This is a genomic window from Rhizobium sp. 22-785-1 (assembly GCF_053521965.1).
On sequence record NZ_JBNWDI010000005.1, the window covers coordinates 1 to 16559 of the forward strand.

Annotated in this window: 13 protein-coding genes; 11 read left to right on the forward strand and 2 right to left on the reverse strand. The window is 57.5% G+C overall.

Annotated elements, in window-relative coordinates; all coding sequences use genetic code 11:
* Positions 1-188: 188 nt before the first annotated feature.
* From ACQZ5M_RS11625 to ACQZ5M_RS11645, 5 genes are all read left to right on the forward strand, one after another.
* Entirely contained in the window at positions 189-1139 is a 951-nt protein-coding gene (locus tag ACQZ5M_RS11625; RefSeq protein WP_449079828.1) for a phosphoribosylaminoimidazolesuccinocarboxamide synthase, read from the forward strand.
* A 2-nt stretch (positions 1140-1141) separates the two neighbouring features.
* The gene (locus tag ACQZ5M_RS11630) at positions 1142-1801 is read left to right on the forward strand and encodes a TetR family transcriptional regulator (RefSeq protein ID WP_449079829.1); all 660 of its coding nucleotides are present in this window, start codon (positions 1142-1144) and stop codon (positions 1799-1801) included.
* A gap of 181 nt (positions 1802-1982) precedes the next feature.
* On the forward strand, positions 1983-3182 hold the full coding sequence (locus tag ACQZ5M_RS11635) for an efflux RND transporter periplasmic adaptor subunit (protein WP_449079830.1): 1200 nt from the start codon (positions 1983-1985) through the stop codon (positions 3180-3182).
* 59 nt (positions 3183-3241) lie between these two features.
* Positions 3242-6328 (forward strand): efflux RND transporter permease subunit, encoded by a 3087-nt coding sequence (locus ACQZ5M_RS11640; protein WP_449079831.1) that lies wholly within the window; start codon positions 3242-3244, stop codon positions 6326-6328.
* Positions 6329-6475: 147 nt separating this feature from the next.
* Complete coding sequence (locus ACQZ5M_RS11645) at positions 6476-7924, forward strand: efflux transporter outer membrane subunit (protein ID WP_296016290.1); 1449 nt, start codon at positions 6476-6478, stop codon at positions 7922-7924.
* Positions 7925-8430: 506 nt separating this feature from the next.
* On the opposite strand, the gene efp is transcribed toward ACQZ5M_RS11645, so the two are convergent.
* The gene (efp, locus tag ACQZ5M_RS11650) at positions 8431-9000 is read right to left on the reverse strand and encodes an elongation factor P (protein ID WP_296016293.1); all 570 of its coding nucleotides are present in this window, start codon (positions 8998-9000) and stop codon (positions 8431-8433) included.
* A gap of 248 nt (positions 9001-9248) precedes the next feature.
* Between efp and epmA the strand changes: the two genes are divergently transcribed.
* From epmA to ACQZ5M_RS11665, 3 genes are all read left to right on the forward strand, one after another.
* Positions 9249-10313, forward strand: coding sequence for an EF-P lysine aminoacylase EpmA (gene epmA, locus ACQZ5M_RS11655; RefSeq protein ID WP_449079832.1), 1065 nt, complete (start codon positions 9249-9251; stop codon positions 10311-10313).
* A complete protein-coding gene (locus ACQZ5M_RS11660; protein WP_449079833.1) occupies positions 10310-11362 on the forward strand; it encodes a lysine-2,3-aminomutase-like protein in 1053 nt (350 codons plus the stop codon). The genes epmA and ACQZ5M_RS11660 overlap by 4 nt, the downstream gene beginning before the upstream one ends.
* Before the next feature lie 390 nt (positions 11363-11752).
* On the forward strand, positions 11753-11944 hold the full coding sequence (locus ACQZ5M_RS11665) for a hypothetical protein (RefSeq protein WP_274103336.1): 192 nt from the start codon (positions 11753-11755) through the stop codon (positions 11942-11944).
* A gap of 331 nt (positions 11945-12275) precedes the next feature.
* Here the strand turns inward: ACQZ5M_RS11665 and ACQZ5M_RS11670 are convergent, their stop codons facing one another.
* Positions 12276-12512 carry an Lrp/AsnC family transcriptional regulator gene (locus tag ACQZ5M_RS11670; protein WP_274103337.1) on the reverse strand — a complete coding sequence of 79 codons (237 nt, stop codon included), beginning with the start codon at positions 12510-12512 and terminating at the stop codon, positions 12276-12278.
* A 289-nt stretch (positions 12513-12801) separates the two neighbouring features.
* On the opposite strand from ACQZ5M_RS11670, the gene ACQZ5M_RS11675 reads away from it, so the two are divergent.
* The 3 genes from ACQZ5M_RS11675 to ACQZ5M_RS11685 all read left to right on the forward strand — a co-directional run bounded on the left by ACQZ5M_RS11675 (position 12802) and on the right by ACQZ5M_RS11685 (position 16507).
* Entirely contained in the window at positions 12802-14088 is a 1287-nt protein-coding gene (locus ACQZ5M_RS11675; protein WP_449079834.1) for an NAD(P)/FAD-dependent oxidoreductase, read from the forward strand.
* A gap of 219 nt (positions 14089-14307) precedes the next feature.
* Positions 14308-15654, forward strand: coding sequence for an AAA family ATPase (locus tag ACQZ5M_RS11680; RefSeq protein ID WP_449079835.1), 1347 nt, complete (start codon positions 14308-14310; stop codon positions 15652-15654).
* Positions 15641-16507, forward strand: a complete 867-nt coding sequence (locus tag ACQZ5M_RS11685; RefSeq protein ID WP_449079836.1) for a DUF4435 domain-containing protein — start codon at positions 15641-15643, stop codon at positions 16505-16507. The genes ACQZ5M_RS11680 and ACQZ5M_RS11685 overlap by 14 nt, the downstream gene beginning before the upstream one ends.
* Positions 16508-16559 lie beyond the last annotated feature (52 nt).

Consider the following 16559-nt stretch of genomic DNA (forward strand, 5'->3'; position numbering starts at 1 on the left):
ACAATTTCCACTTTCCTCGTAAATCATTGGTTTAGCAAGATAGTTTTAACCTCACCTTACGGAAGCCAGCAAATCCCTCCTACATGACCTTCCTATTTTCCCCGGTCCCAACATCGGATAGGGTTGTTTTATCGTCGCGCCATCGACTAAGGCCGGTCCAGTCATATTTGTGAGAGATAGGAAAGCCCGTGCGTATCCTGAAAGAAGCCGTCATCCCTGAACTTCCCAACTATTATCGTGGCAAGGTCCGCGAGAATTACGACTTGCCGGACGGGAACCGCATCATCATCTCCACCGACAGGCTGAGTGCATTCGACCGTATCCTCACCTGCATTCCTTATAAGGGACAGGTTTTGACTGAGACCGCGCGCTACTGGTTCGAAGAGACAAAGGACATCTGCCCCAACCATATCGTCTCCTATCCTGACCCCAGTGTGGTTATCGGCAAGCGCTTGACCATCCTTCCCGTGGAAATCGTCGTTCGTGGTTATTTGGCCGGCACCACCGGCACATCGATCCTGACCCTCTATAAGAAGGGTGAGCGCAGCATGTATGGCGTGACCTTCCCGGATGGCATGAAGGACAACCAGGAACTGCCCGAGCCGATCATCACCCCCACCAGCAAGGAATTCGACGGCGGGCATGACGAACCGCTCACGCCTGCGGAGATCGTCGAGAAGAAGCTTTTGACCGAAGAGCAGTGGCAGACGCTGTCCACCTATGCGCTGGCGCTCTTCAAGCGCGGCCAGGAGATCGCGGCCAAACGCGGCCTGATCCTCGTCGATACGAAATATGAATTCGGCACGGATGAAAACGGCACGATCATTCTGGCTGACGAGATCCATACGCCTGATAGCAGCCGTTACTGGATGGCAGACAGCTATCACCACGCCTTCGAGAGCGGCGCCCGCCCGGCCAGCTTCGACAAGGATTTCGTCCGCGCCTGGGTGGCCGAACGCTGCGATCCCTATAAGGATGACATTCCTGACATCCCGGAGGAGTTGGTTCTGCAGACATCTCGTGTCTATATGGAAGCCTACGAGCGCATTACCGGTCAGGCCTTCAAGCCAAATGATGACGACGCAACGCCGCTCGACAGAGTGAGACGGAACCTGGAGCCCTATTTCCCCGGAGCCTGAATGTGACCAAGGTTGCCGATAGCAATTTGACGAAAAGCGGCGAGGCGGTGATGAAGAAGACCACCCGCCCTCGGCGTTCCGGCGAGGAAACCCGCCGCGATATTCTGGCGATGACCGACCGGCTGTTCCGTGAACGGGGTTTTTCTGGCGTCGCGATTGCCGATGTCGCTGCCGCACTCGGCATGTCGCCTGCCAATGTCTTCAAGCACTTTCATTCCAAGATCGCGCTGGTCGATGCGATCATGCTTCAACGGATCAAAGTCTTCGAAGAGAAGATGCATCTCCTTGACGAGACTCACACGCCGCATGATCGCATGCTGACGCTCGTGCGCACGTTGATGCAAAACCATCGCAATGACCTGACCGACAATCCCTATATGATCGAGGTCTTCCTGCAAACGCCCAAGCGCGAGCTTTCCTGCGGTGCGCATTACCACCAGGTGCTAACGCAGCAATTCGCTACCATTATCGGCGATGGCATCAAACAGGGTGTCTACCGCGAGGCAGACCCAATCAAGGAAGCCACACTCGCGCTGACCGTGCTCTCCTGCGTGCTGCATCCCCTGCTGATTTCCCGCGAAGATGTTGGCATTTTGGCAACACGATGCGAGGATGTCGTTATGATGATTGATCGTTCACTGAAATACGCACTTGAAAAGTGACGATTTTAAATTTACGTCACTTACAACATTTCAACGCTTGGCCTGATCTGACTGGATATTTGCGTCGTTCAAGCTTTCAGACAAGATGAGTGCACGTGCCGCCTCCAAACCGGCGGCCCAATTTTTAAAAAGACCGATCGACCGCAGCCATAGTCCTTCATACTCCAATATGAGAAAATTGATGACACGACGCCTTCAAGCCCTTTTTGCTACTGTTCTCATGGCGGGTGTCCTTTCGGGCTGCAGCGATGGCGGCGATGGCAAGGATGCCGGAGCCCAGCAGGCCAAGCGCCCGCCCTCGCCCGTCAGCGTCATCACCATGAAAGAGGGCGAAAATCCACTGACCACCGTGCTACCCGGTCGCGCCAGCGCCTATCAGAGCGCCGATATCCGCCCGCGCGTCTCCGGCATCATCCGCGAAATTCCCTACAAGGAAGGCAGCGAGGTCAAGCAGGGCACTGTTCTCTATCAAATCGACGACGACACCTACGGAGCCGAAGTCGCGCAGGCACAGGCGACCCTTGCCAAGGCGCAAGCAAGCATTCCCGCCGCGCAGGCAAATTTTGCGCGCTATGAGCGTCTGGTGAATAGCGGCGCCACCCAGATCGAGTTTGAAAATGCCAGAACCACGCTTGCGCAGGCGCAGGCCGATGTCGCTCAGGCACGCGCCGCACTCGAAACGGCGCAGATCAATCTCGACCTCACCAAGGTGCGCGCACCCTTTGACGGCATCGTCTCCTTCACCAATGTCACCGTCGGCAACGTGGTGACGGCCAACCAGACGACGGCGTTGACGACTCTGCGCCGCATCGACCCCATCTATATCGACCTGATCGAATCGAGCGCCAATCTGCTGCGCCTGCGCGATGCGATTGCCGCCGGGACCATCGGCAGCGGCGAGAAAAAGGCCGGCATTCACCTGACGCTGGAAGACGGTACCGAATATAAGCAGGACGGCAAGATCGACATGTCCGACATGGCGGTCAGCGAAACGACGGGCACGTTTTCCATCCGCGCGCTGTTCGACAACCCGAACGATCTCATTCTGCCGGGCATGTATGTGCGCGCCACGCTCGCGATCGGCAAGGAAAAGGGCTTCCTCATTCCGCAGAGAGCGGCAATGCGAAACGCCAATGGCGAACTGACGGCAAAGTTCGTTGGCGCGGAGAACAAGGTCGAAACCCGCACCTTCCCCAACAGCCGCCAGTCCGGCAACTCGTGGCTGGTGACGGAGAACGTCAAGGATGGCGACAAGCTGATCGTCGACGGCTTTCAGTGGATCACCGAGGGCGTGACCATCGCGCCGGTCGAAGCCACTATCGACGATCGCGGCATCGTGGTTCCGCAAAAGCAGGCCCAGCCTGCTGCGCCCGCCAAGTAAGACCGGCATTATCCAAAATGTCCGGTTCAACTGTTCAATTCAGATAAGGCGCAGTCCAGATGGCTCATTTCTTTATCAAGCGCCCTGTTTTTGCCTGGGTCATTGCCATCGTCATCATGCTTGGCGGCGTCCTGGCGATCTTCACCCTGTCGATTTCGCAATATCCCGATATCGCGCCGACGACGGTGCGCATCAGCGCGTCTTATAATGGCGCGAGTGCCGAGACCGTGGAAAAATCGGTGACGACCGTCATCGAAGACGGAATGACCGGCCTCGATGACCTGACCTACATGACGTCGACATCATCGACCGGCAGCGCCACCGTCACGCTTACCTTCGGCAACAGCATCCTGCCGGACATTGCCCAGGTTCAGGTGCAGAACAAACTTCAGCTCGTTCAGTCGCAGCTTCCAGATGTGGTCCAGCAGCAGGGTATCGAAGTCAGCCGTTCAACCTCGTCGATCCTGATGGTCGGCGCGCTGATCTCCACCGATGGCAAGCGCAACTCCGCCAATCTCGGCGACGTGTTTTCCACCCGCGTCGAAGACCAGATCAAGCGCCTCGAAGGTGTCGGCAGCATCAACGTCTTCGGCTCCGAATATGCCATGCGTGTCTGGCTCGATCCCTACAAGCTGAACAAGTATCAGTTGACGACCGCCGATGTAACCGGGGCGATCCAGAGCCAGAACACCCAGGTTTCGGTCGGTTCGCTCGGCGCACAGCCGTCCGTCAAGGGTCAGCAGCTGAACGTCACGGTCACGGCACAGAGCCAGCTGACCACTGTTTCAGATTTCGAGTCCATCATCCTGAAGGTGGAAAAGGACGGCGCCACGGTTCGCCTCAGCGATGTGGCCCGTGTGGAAATCGGCCAGGAAAGCTATGGCGGCGATTCCCGCTCCAACGGTCGCCCTTCCGCCGGCTTCGCAGTGAACCTTGCGACTGGCGCCAACGCACTGGACACCGCCGCCCGCGTCAAGGACGCTCTGACGAGCGTTGCCAGCTCGCTGCCGGAAGGCGTGGTGATCGAATATCCTTACGACACCACACCCTTCGTCAAACTCTCGATCGAGAAGGTCGTCCACACGCTGATCGAAGCCATCGTGCTGGTCTTCGTCGTTCTGCTCGTCTTCCTGCAAAACCTGCGCGCCACCTTCATTCCGATGATCGCCGTGCCCGTCGTTCTGCTCGGCACCTTCGGTGTGCTGGCGTTGACCGGCTATTCGATCAATACGCTCACCATGTTTGCCATGGTTCTGGCAATCGGCCTTCTGGTGGATGACGCGATCGTCGTCGTCGAAAACGTCGAGCGCATCATGTCGGAGGAAGGTCTCTCCCCGGTCGAGGCGACAGAAAAGTCGATGGGCGAAATCACCGGTGCAATCATCGGTATTGCGCTGGTCCTGACTGCCGTCTTCATTCCCATGGCCTTCTTCGGTGGTTCGACCGGTATCATCTATCGCCAGTTCTCCATCACCATCGTTTCGGCGATGCTGCTGTCTGCCGTTGTCGCCATCGTGCTCACACCAGCGCTCTGCGCCACCATGTTGAAGCCGGTCCATGCCAAGAAGGAGCGTGGCCCAGCCGCCTGGTTCAACCGTAATTTTGGACGCACGACCGATCGTTATGTCGGCAGCATCGGCCATCTTCTGAAGCGCCCGGTTCGCGTCACGATCCTCTTCCTCATCGTGGTGGGCGGCTGCGCCTGGTTCTTCACCCGCCTGCCAAGCTCCTTCCTGCCACAGGAAGACCAGGGCGTGCTCCTGACCATCGTGCAGCTGCCGACAGGCGCCACGACAGAGCGCACCAATGAGGTGGTGAAGCAGGTGGAGAGCTATTTCCGTGAGAAGGAAGCAGGCAATGTCGAGTCCGTCTTCGGCGTTCTTGGCTTCAGCTTCGGCGGCTCTGGCCAGAACAACGCCATGGTCTTCACCAAGCTGAAGGACTTCTCCGAGCGCACCGCACCGGAAGCACATGCCGCAGCCATCGTGCAGCGCGCCATGGGCACCTTCCTGTCGTTCCGCGATGCGCAGGTCTTCCCGCTGCTTCCCCCGGCGATCCAGGGTCTCGGCACCTCCAGCGGCTTCTCGATGTATCTGGTGGATAGCGGACGAAATGGTACGGCTGCACTGACCAACGCCTCGAAGGAACTGATCCAGCTTGCCAACGGCAATCCGAATATCAGCTCGCTACGCTCCAATAGCCGTGATGCCGAATCGCAGATGAAGATCGATCTCGACAAGGAAAAGATGGGCGCGATGGGCATCGATCTTGCCTCGGTCAACCTCATGCTTTCGACCATATTCGCCGGTCGCGACGTCAATGACTTCACCCTCAATGGCGAGCTGAAACCGGTCTATGTGCAGGGTGACGCGCCCTACCGCATGCAGCCCGACGATCTGAAGCACTGGTATGCCCGCAATGCCAGCGGCGAGATGGTGCCATTCTCCTCCTTCAGCAACGTAACCTGGGTAAACGCCGCTCCCACCCTTGCACGCTTCAACGGCACGAGCGCCATTTCGCTGGATGGCGCTGCAGGTGCCGGTGTTGCCTCGGGTGATGCGATGAACGAGATGGAACGGCTGACTGCCAGCCTACCCGGTGGCTACACCGTAGCCTGGCAAGGCATTTCCTATCAGGAACGACTGTCGGGGTCGCAAGCGCCTATGCTTTACGCGCTGTCTATTCTGATCGTGTTCCTGTGCCTTGCAGCGCTGTACGAGAGCTGGTCGATTCCGTTCTCGGTCATTCTGGCCGTGCCGGTCGGCGTGCTGGGTGCGGTTACCGCAGCCCACTTCCTCGGCCAGTCCAACGACGTCTATTTCAAGGTGGGTCTGCTGACGACGATCGGCCTTGCCGCCAAGAACGCCATTCTCATCGTGGAGTTTGCGAAAGAACGGCAGGAACATGGTTTGAGCCTGCTGGATGCCACGCTGGAGGCCGCAAAGCTGCGCCTGCGACCCATTATTATGACATCTCTCGCCTTCATTCTGGGCGTCGTGCCTCTCGCCATTGCAACCGGCGCAGGCTCGGCGGCGCAGAATGCCATCGGTATCGGGGTATTGGGTGGTATGCTTTCTGCAACACTGCTCGGAATTTTCTTCGTACCGTCCTTCTTCGTCATCATCAGGCGGCTTTCTAAACGTTAACAACTTTTGAAATATGCTAGCAATGCAGAAACAGGCTGATAAGAAGTATGGCAGATTCGCAAACGCTGCCTCTTCCGTCAGCACACAGCAAACATGCTCGCTTCGACTGAGAGGCGCCTCGTGCGCCGCACAAACCGGGATAACCACATGCTGTCACTTCGCGCGACCATTCCTTTGACACTGCTCCTGCTTTCAGGCTGCGTTGTCGGCCCTGACCACAAGGCGCCGGAAACCCAACTGCCAGCCAAATTCGCCGAAGGCGGTAAAACCAGCAATGGCGACATTGCGACGGTGGCATGGTGGACGGCATTCAACGACAGCCGCCTGAATTCCTACGTATCCACCGGCCTCTCCCAGAACCTCACCGTTCTTCAGGCGATCGAGCGCATCAATCAGGCCGAATCGAACATCACGGTCGCTGGCGCAGGCTCGCTTCCGCAGCTCGGTTCCACCTTCCGTCATCAGACGCAGGGCAGCAAAGGCAGCTTGCCGAGCACCAATGAACGGGTGAGCAACACCACCAGCAACGCGTTCAACGTGTCCTGGCTGCTGGACCTCTTCGGTCGTTACCGCCGCGAAAAGGAAAGTGCCGCAGCCTCGCTCGACGCCGCTTATGCAACTGCGGACGTCCAGCGCCTGACGCTGATCTCCTCCGTCGCGTCCGCCTATATCGACGTGCGCTACTATCAGGAGCGTCTGGCAATTGCCCGCCAGAACCTTGGCTCGCGCCGCGAAACTCTCGACTTGACCAAGCTGCAGCTGGAAGCGGGTGCCGCGTCGCGTCTCGATGTCGTCCAGTCTGAAGGTCTGGTGAACTCGACGCTGGCGCAGATGCCGACGCTTGAAACCAATTACCGCCGTGCCGCCCACCGCATCGCAACGCTTCTTGGCATGCCAGCCGATTCGCTGGTTGTCGAACTGCAGCGCGGCGCGCGCCAGCCTGTGGCCCGCGCTATTCCGCGCACCGGTATCCCTGCGGACCTGATCCGCAACCGTCCGGACATTCGCGCAGCCGAGCGTCAGCTGGCCGCAGCCGTTGCCAATATCGGCGTTGCCGAAGCGCAGCTTTACCCGAGCATCACGCTGAGCGGCTCGATCACGCCAAGCTACACCCGCATCAGCGGTGGCGCACGCGGCACATCGAATGGCTGGGGCTTCGGCCCGACCATCACGCTGCCGATCCTCGACGGTGGCGCGCTGCGCGCAGGCGTTGACATTCAGAAGTCGGTTGCCCGTGAGCAGTACCTTGCCTGGAAGCAGACCGTGCTGAACGCCGTGGAAGAGGTCGAAAACGCACTGACGGCGCTCAACCGCGACCAGCAGACCGTCAGCGCCTATCGCAAGACGGTCGATTCCTACAAGGAAGCCCTCTCGCTTGCGACCGCGAGCTACCGCGACGGCGCCTCCTCGCTGCTCGACGTTCTCGATGCACAGCGCAACGTCTCCGACGCGCAGGCGAACCTTGCCACCGCGGTTCAGCAGGCAGCACAGGATTATGTGGCGCTCAGCGTCGCACTCGGTGGCGGCTACGCCGTGGGAACACCCAACTCGGTCGCAGCCGTCAAGGTCGCGTCCAACGTGCCGAAGGGCATGTAACGATCTCACCATTCCGGTGTTTTCAAAATCCCGCGGCCCTGGCTGCGGGATTTTTGTTTGTGCTGAGGGTTGGCTCGTGATCGAACCAAGGCGTTAACCCGTGGATGGACGCGACCTCTCTTCCGTATTCTGGATGTGCCGATCACTCCCCTTGCTCTGCCGCTCCCCTCAAGGAGGGGAGATCCGCACGAGGGGCTCTTAGAGAGCCACTTCTGACCGCAGCTTGGGACAAGACGGTGCAATGGTTCGATCCACCTTGAGCGGGACATGTGCAGCAGGGGCAGAGGGGTTGCGGCTCTTCTCGGGGCTTTACCTCAAGAGTTGAAGTGGGCTGACGCAACAGGCCAACCTCTTCCTAAAGCAGATGTCTCGTTTTAGGCGAGCCAGCACTTGCCTGGGGCCGAGGATATATCTCTTCCAACGATGGCGTCGCCCCACCTCCCCCAAAAACAAAAAAAAGCCCCGGATCGCTCCGAGGCTTTTCGATTTCAAATACGTGCTCGCACTTAGTTCTTGGCGCGCTCGACGTAGGAGTTGTCTTCGGTCGCGACGACCACGCGCACACCGGCGTCGATATGCGGCGGGACCATGACGCGGATACCGTTGGAGAGGATCGCAGGCTTGTAGGAGGACGAGGCCGTCTGGCCCTTGACGACCGGCTCTGTCTCGACGATTTCCAGCGTCACATGGCGCGGCAGCTCGATGGCGAGCGGAATGCCTTCGTGAATGGACAGAACGCAGGTCATGCCTTCCTGGAGGTAGGCCTTCTGGTCGCCCATGGTCTCGGCATCGACGACCACCTGGTCGTAGTTCTCCGGGTTCATGAAGTGGAAGCCTTCGCCGTCCTCATAGAGGAACTGGAAGTTCAGGTCTTCGACGAAAGCGCGTTCGACCTGCTCGGTCGTGCGCCAGCGCTCCGATACCTTCACGCCGTCGACGATGCGGCGCATGTCCACCTGGGTCACGGGCGTGCCCTTGCCGGGGTGGAAGTTATTGGCCGTGAGCACGACGTAGAGCTTGCCCTCGACTTCGAGAACATTGCCCTTGCGGACGGATGAGGCGATAACCTTGACCATATGATTTCCTTGTAACTCAATGAAATGCGTCGTAAGGACGGCGCGGCTGCACTGACCCGATGGACGTTTTGTCTGTTTTCTGGGGCGCAACTACCTTAATTCCGGGAGAATTGCCAGCCTTTCAGACACGCGAAGCGAAAACTGTCATACGGTTTTCAAACGGGCGGCGCTGAAACAGACATTCAACCGGTGGATTAGGCAGCGTTGCCACGCACCTTGGTCAAGAGAGACAGCGGACAGACGGGCAGATGAGCACGCGCGCAGACATTACCTCATCCTGGTGGCAACCGGACGTCCACATGGACCGCCGCCCTTTCCTGATGGGCCGCAATGCCATCCAGCGCGCTTTCCGCTCTTTCTTTGCCGATCGCGATTTCATCGAAGTCGATACCGCGACATTGCAGATTTCGCCCGGAAACGAGGCGCATCTGCATGCCTTCGCCACGACGGGCATCACCACGAGTGGCGAGAACGCGCCCCTTTACCTGCACACATCGCCGGAATTTGCCTGCAAAAAACTGCTGGCCGCCGGTGAAACGCGCATTGCCTGCTTTGCCCATGTCTATCGCAACCGCGAGCGCGGGCCGTTGCACCACCCCGAATTCACCATGCTGGAATGGTACCGCGCAGGCGAGACCTATGAGAGCCTGATGGCCGACAGCGCCGAGCTTCTGGCGCTGGCCGCAGACACGGCAAAGACCAAACGCTTTGCCTATCGCGGACGGGAGATGGACCCGTTTCTGGCGCCGGAGCGGCTCAGCGTGGCCGAGGCCTTCCAGCGCTATGCATCAATCGACCTACTGGCGACAGTGTCGGTCAATGGCGAGAACGACCGCAACCATCTGGACCGGCTGGCGAAGGCTGCGGGCATCCGCACCGCGCAGGATGATAGCTGGGCCGATATCTTCAGCCGCATCATCGTCGAGAAGGTGGAGCCGGAACTCGGTTTTGGCCGTGCCACCATACTGGACGAATATCCCGTGAGCGAAGCCGCCCTTGCCCGCCGCTCGCCGCGCGAGCCTCGCGTTGCGGAGCGCTTCGAGCTTTATGGCTGCGGCGTGGAGCTTGCCAATGCCTTTGGCGAACTGACCGATGCCGGAGAGCAGCGCCGCCGCTTCGAGATCGAGATGCAGGAAAAGAACCGCATCTATGGCGAGACCTACCCGATTGATGAAGAGCTTCTAGCAGCGCTGACCATCATGCCGCCAGCCAGCGGTATCGCGCTTGGTTTCGATCGGCTGGTGATGCTGGCAACCGGCGCGCCGAGAATTGACCTCGTGATGTGGGCGCCCGTCGCGGCCTATGGATCATGACGACACGCGCGCTGAAATCGGCTGATGATCTTCTAGGGGCTGGTCTGATCGACCAGGCGGCACTTGAGCGTGTGCGCCCGGTGGCGGAACGCTACGCCGTGGCGCTGACGCCGACAGTGGCGGCGCTGATAGAGCCTGCCGATCCAAAGGATCCGATCGGCCTGCAATTTATCCCGAATGAGGCCGAGCTCTACCAGACAAACGAGGAACGCGTCGACCCGATTGGCGACGAGGCCCATAGCCCCGTTCCGGGCATCGTCCATCGCTATCCCGACCGGGTGCTGTTGAAGGCCGTGCATGTCTGCCCGGTCTATTGCCGCTTCTGCTTCCGCCGCGAAATGGTGGGGCCGGGAGGCAATGGCATGATGAGCCCGGAAGAGCTTACCGTTGCCTTCGACTATATCCGCTCCCGCCCGGAAATCTGGGAAGTGATCCTGACCGGCGGCGATCCGCTGGTGCTTTCGCCGCGTCGTCTGCTGACGATCATGCAGGGCTTGAGCGCCATCCCGCATGTAAAGATCGTGCGCTTCCACACCCGCGTGCCGGTGGTGGATCCGCAGAAGATCGATGCCGATCTGATTGCAGCGCTGAAGGCCAGCGGCAAGACGACCTATGTGGCGCTGCATGCCAACCACCCGCGCGAGATGACGGACGAAGCGCGCGCCGCCTGCGCAAGACTGGTCGATGCCGGCATTGCCATGGTCAGCCAGACGGTACTGCTGAAGGGCATCAATGACGATCCGGCCGTGCTGGCGGAGCTGATGCGCAGCTTCGTCGAAAACCGCATCAAGCCCTATTACCTGCACCATCCGGATCTCGCCCCCGGCACCAGCCACTTTCGGCTGAGCATAGAGGAAGGCCAGAAGATCGTGTCCGCCTTGCGCGGTCATGTGTCGGGTCTGTGCCAGCCGACTTACGTGCTGGATATTCCAGGCGGCCACGGAAAAGCCGTCATCGGTCAGAATGCGGCGACGAAACAGGCCGAGGGTTGTTACGCCGTCTCCGATTTCAACGGGAACGATCACCTCTACCCGCCCTCGGCAGATTAAACGGGCACGAAATCTTCGGCGTTTCCGGCGCTTTGATACAACCAAGCCGGATAAACAAAAATTTCACATTTCCGCCCCCGTCCTGTCATCATAAAGAAAAATATTCTACCTACATTGATAATCATTGATTCCGAGGCAAAACCGGGATATCAGTGATTCAACTGGAGAGTGATTCTTCGGTATTCCGGGTCAACACGAGCAGAGGAGAGTGTCATGTCGAAATTTATGCGCATTGCCGCGCTCCTAGGTCATCGGATCTCGAATGCCGGGCACAAATCCACGTGTTCCCGCTGCTGTCGAATGTGGTGACTTTTTAAGTCCCCTCAAATTTTCAATTCATTCAATTCGACATTTATGCTGTGCGATCAAGCCACAGCGGGAGTATGCACCATGCAAAAGCAAGTCATCGAATTCGCAGGCGAACCGGTCGGTATCGTCGTACCGGATAACAACCGGCTGAAGTTCATTGCCGTCAAGTTCCACGTCCATGATCTGGACGAGCAGCGCTTCGACAGCGCAGAGGATGTGCGCGTTGCCATCCGCAACCTCGTGCGCAACCGCAACGTGGCAGCGCTGGTTTGAGCCCATCTTCAGCCTGTTACGAAACCACATTTGAAAAACGATAAAGGCGATGCCCGTTCAACCCGGCATCGCCTTTTGATTTTCAGCCAGTATTTTTCAATCACGACACCGAATAAGTTCTTCGGCCATTTCCTCCATCCTAAACCGCGAGACGTTCACCTCCGCGCGACCGTGCGATGAGGTTCAATCCCTCCTCCCCGTCATCCTCGGGCCTGACCCGAGGATCCATGTTTTCAGTCACTTACGGGTGGGTTGATAGATCCTTGGGTCAAGCCCGAGGATGACGAACGAGAGGGTGTCGCTCTCTCCTCCTCGGAAACCCCGTGTCGTCTCAAAACGCCGTAAACGTCAGCGTCGTCAGCGAGCGCACGATGCCCGGAATACTGACGATGTTGTCGTTGATGAATTTGCCGACATCCTGCTCCGGGCCAAGATAGATTTTCAACATGAGATCATACTCGCCGCTGGTGGAATAAAGCTCCGACACCAGTTCGGTCTTGTAGATGGCGTCCGCGACCTCATAGGTCTTGCCGGGTGCGCATTGGAGCTGAACGAAGATGGGCTTCATGACTGGTCTTCCTCGCCAAAAGGCTGATGTAAGCGTGGCGCGGTGGGGCAAAAGCCGCCGCCTGCGCGTGTGTGACACACTATTGGCTGAGGCAGCCCGCTCTTTCAAGCCTTTGGCGTCGCACGATCCCATGGTAACGCTGCCCGCTACTATTCCCGCCCGGCATGAATTGATGACGAGATGTCGATGGTCAGCGGTGAAGCGCCGCGATAGAGTTTTCGCCAAAGGGCGCTTCTTCGCGCCCAACCGCCTGCCCGGCAACTCTGCCTCATGATTGTGGATGCCCCCGATGTATAACGATCCCCGCTCGCATGGCCTTTGGGAAAAGACCGCTCCGCCACCGCCACAGACGCGCGCGCTCGAAGGGGATGTGACGACGGATGTGGTGATCGTGGGCGGTGGCTTCACCGGCCTTTCGGCAGCCCTTCATCTGGCGGAACGCGGCATCAAATGCATCGTGCTGGAAGGCAAGGAGATCGGCTTTGGTGGTGCGGGCCGCAATGTCGGCCTCATCAATGGCGGCATGTGGGTGATGCCGAAGGAACTGCCCAATGTGCTGGGGCCGGTCTATGGCGACCGCCTGCTCGACCTTCTGGGCAACGCACCCTTCCTGGTGCGCGAAATCATCGAGAAGCACGAGATCGCCTGCGAGCTGGAAAAGAACGGCACGCTGCATTGCGCCGTCGGCGAATCGGGGCTGACCGAAATTCGCGAGCGCTGCGACCAGTGGGCCGCCCGCGGCGCGCCGGTGCGCATCCTCAGCGCCGAGGAAACCGCAAGGCGAGTCGGCACGAGCGGATACACGGGCGCGCTTCTCGATGAACGCGCCGGAACGCTCCAGCCGCTTGCCTATGTGCGCGGACTGGCCAACGCCGCACTGAAGGCGGGCGCCATCATCCACACGGCAAGCCCGGTGCATGCCACCGAGCAGAATGGCGAAGGCTGGACGGTGCGCACCGATCGCGGCTCCGTCTCGGCAGGCTGGATCATCGTGGCAACGGAAGCCTATAGCCAAGGCCCATGGAAGATCATCCGCGAGGAGCAGGTCTACCTCCCCTATTTCAACTTCGCCACCCGGCCGCTCGGCGATAATCTCGCCAAGTCCGTTCTGCCTGGCCGCGAAGGCTGCTGGGACACCAAGGAAATCCTCTCCTCCTTCCGCATGGACAAGGCCGGCCGCCTCGTCTTCGGCAGTGTGGGCGCACTGCGCAACACGGGTGCTAGCGTCCACCGCGCCTGGGCAAAACGCTCGCTCAAACGCCTCTTCCCGCAGCTCGGCGATGTGGAGTTCGAATGCGAGTGGTACGGCCAGATCGGCATGACCGACAACGCCGTCCCCCGCTTCCACCGCTTCGCCAAAAACGTCGTCGGCTTCTGCGGCTACAACGGCCGCGGCATCGCACCGGGCACCACCTTCGGCAAAACACTGGCCGCCCATGTGGCCGGCGAGATCAGCGAAAGCGACCTGCCGCTGCCGGTCTCAGAGCCCAAGGCGCAGAGTTTGCGGGCGCTGAAGGAGGCCTATTATGAGGCAGGTGCGCAGGTGGCGCATTTTGCGGGGGAAAGGTTTAGGTAGTTTAATAGCTCGATTTGATACAATCAAACCTTGCAGAGCCAGCAATTTTGATGGCGTGGTAGGCGCGTCAATCATCAAATCTACTAACCATATCAACCGGACACTCCATGACCAAAGTCACCAATGCATCTTACTAAACGCCTCTAGACGACTGATGGCAACTTATGTAATCAAGTTAAGTGTGTTGTCGTTCTGGCTGCACGTTTGAGGAGTATTGAGATGAAATTGGTTAAGGTCGCCGTAAGGGGCCTGTTTGGGCGATTTGATCATGAGTTCGATTTGACCTCAGACGATCAAATCACTATTCTGACTGCTCCAAATGGGTACGGGAAAACGGCCCTTCTCAGCCTAATTATATTCTTTTTTTCTAAACAATTCGCGAAGATGAGGCGCTATGAATTCAGCAGCGTTACTTTCGTTTTTTCCAATGAGCAGCATGTCGTTGTAAATCGGCGAAAGCTAGAACCTGGCTCAAAGTCTTCTAATTCTGTTGGAGAGTTATTGTTCACTGGACACGGCTTTGGACCGGCAGAATCGTTTCACTATGCCCGCTCTGACGAGCCTCTGAATAGAGAGGCGTCTATAATTGATCGTTACATTCCGTTCTTGACGCGTATTGACTCCGACAAATGGATTGATGACCGCGATGGGCGAATGTACTCGTTGGACGACGTTGTAGACAGCTTTGGCGACATTCTCCCAAAGAATCTCCAGCGCCTCGTAGAGACGCCGCAATGGCTGACCAACGCGATCCATTCAACCGAATGCCACATGATTGAGACCCAGCGATTGCTACGGCTGGATGTAGACTACGAATCTCGACATGCTGCTCGTAGGCCACGAGCGAGCAGGTCAGTCGTTGAGGGCAACGCTGAAGATTTGGCTCAAAAAATTGGCGACGCTATTAAAAAGTACGCGGCGCAGTCGCAGAAGCTCGATCAATCTTTTCCTAAGCGGATGGTACAACAATTTGGCAAGAACGCACCGCCAGAAGACATTATTCGAAATAAGCTCCGGGAATTGGAAGAAAAAAGAACGCAGCTAGTTTCGGCTGGTTTGCTTGACAAATCAGATGCTGATCAAATTACCGAGCTTGATCGGATCGGAGAGAAAGAGATACGCAACTTTCTCCGCGTCTATTCTGAGGACACGCAGCAGAAGCTCAGTGTTTTTGACGATCTTTACGAGAAGATCAACATTTTTCAGACTATCATTGCCGAACACCTCACCTTCAAAAAATTGAAGATTGATCCTAAGGTTGGGATGAAGGTGGAAGACGATCAAGGGCGGCCAATTCCGTTAAACGCCCTGTCCTCAGGTGAGCAGCATGAACTGGTCATAATTTATGATCTTCTGTTCCGCGTCTCTGACAACTCTCTTATATTGGTAGACGAACCTGAGCTATCGTTACATGTTGCGTGGCAGAAGAAATTCATCACTGATCTACAGAGAATACAAAAGGCGCGGCCACTGAACGTGGTCATTGCCACCCACTCTCCGCAGATCATAAATCAGCGGTGGGATCTCGTGACTGAGTTAGATGGGGGTCTCAGTGAGCGCAATTAAACAAGAGATATCGCCTGCAACATTATTCGCGGAGATCAAACTCCAACGCGCGGTGCACAAAGGAAGCTTCGCTTTAGTCGAGGGGGACACCGACTCTCGTTTTTACGCTCAACTCATCGATGATGATCGGTGCGCCATTATCAATTGCATCAACAAGGATAATGTTGAAAACACTATCTTATTGCTGGATGCCGCGCGTTTTTCGGGCGCTGTGGGAATCGTTGACGGTGATTTCGCAGAGGTCTCAAATGACAACGCCCCATCTCCGAACATCGTCATGACTCACGGCAATGATGTCGAAATGATGATCCTAAATAGCCCAGCGCTTGATAAAGTGCTTCTTCATTGCGGAAGTGTCCAGAAGATAAATGTGGTGTGCTCTGCAAGAGGCGCGACATTGAGGCACATAATCGCTTTAGAGGCAGCCAAGATAGGCGTGGTTCGCCTAGCCTCAAAGCGACGGGGTTGGAATCTAAAATTTAAGGACATGAGCTACCATTTTGTCACGAACGCCGGGTTTCAGGTTGATGTATCGCGCATAAGGTCGCATGTGCTCGCACGGTCAGGCGTCGGCGCCCCTACACCAACCGACCTGCAACAGGAATGCGAAGCGATAGTCAGTCTGGGCTACGACGCGATGCACTTAAGCAACGGTCACGACTATGTTCGGATACTTGCTCGTGCGTTTAAACGAGATATCGGATCCACAAACACATATGACGTAGATTGCTCGCTTCTGGAGAAATTATTGAGAGTTGGTTACGAACGGGCCTACTTCCTGAAAACTTCAACGTATGCTGCGATCAAAAATTGGGAGAAACTCAACACTCCCTACTTAGTGTTGTCTGCCTGAAAGAGAAACAATATCGTGTATTTAGCCTTCAGTAATGCAATTCTTGCGAAAT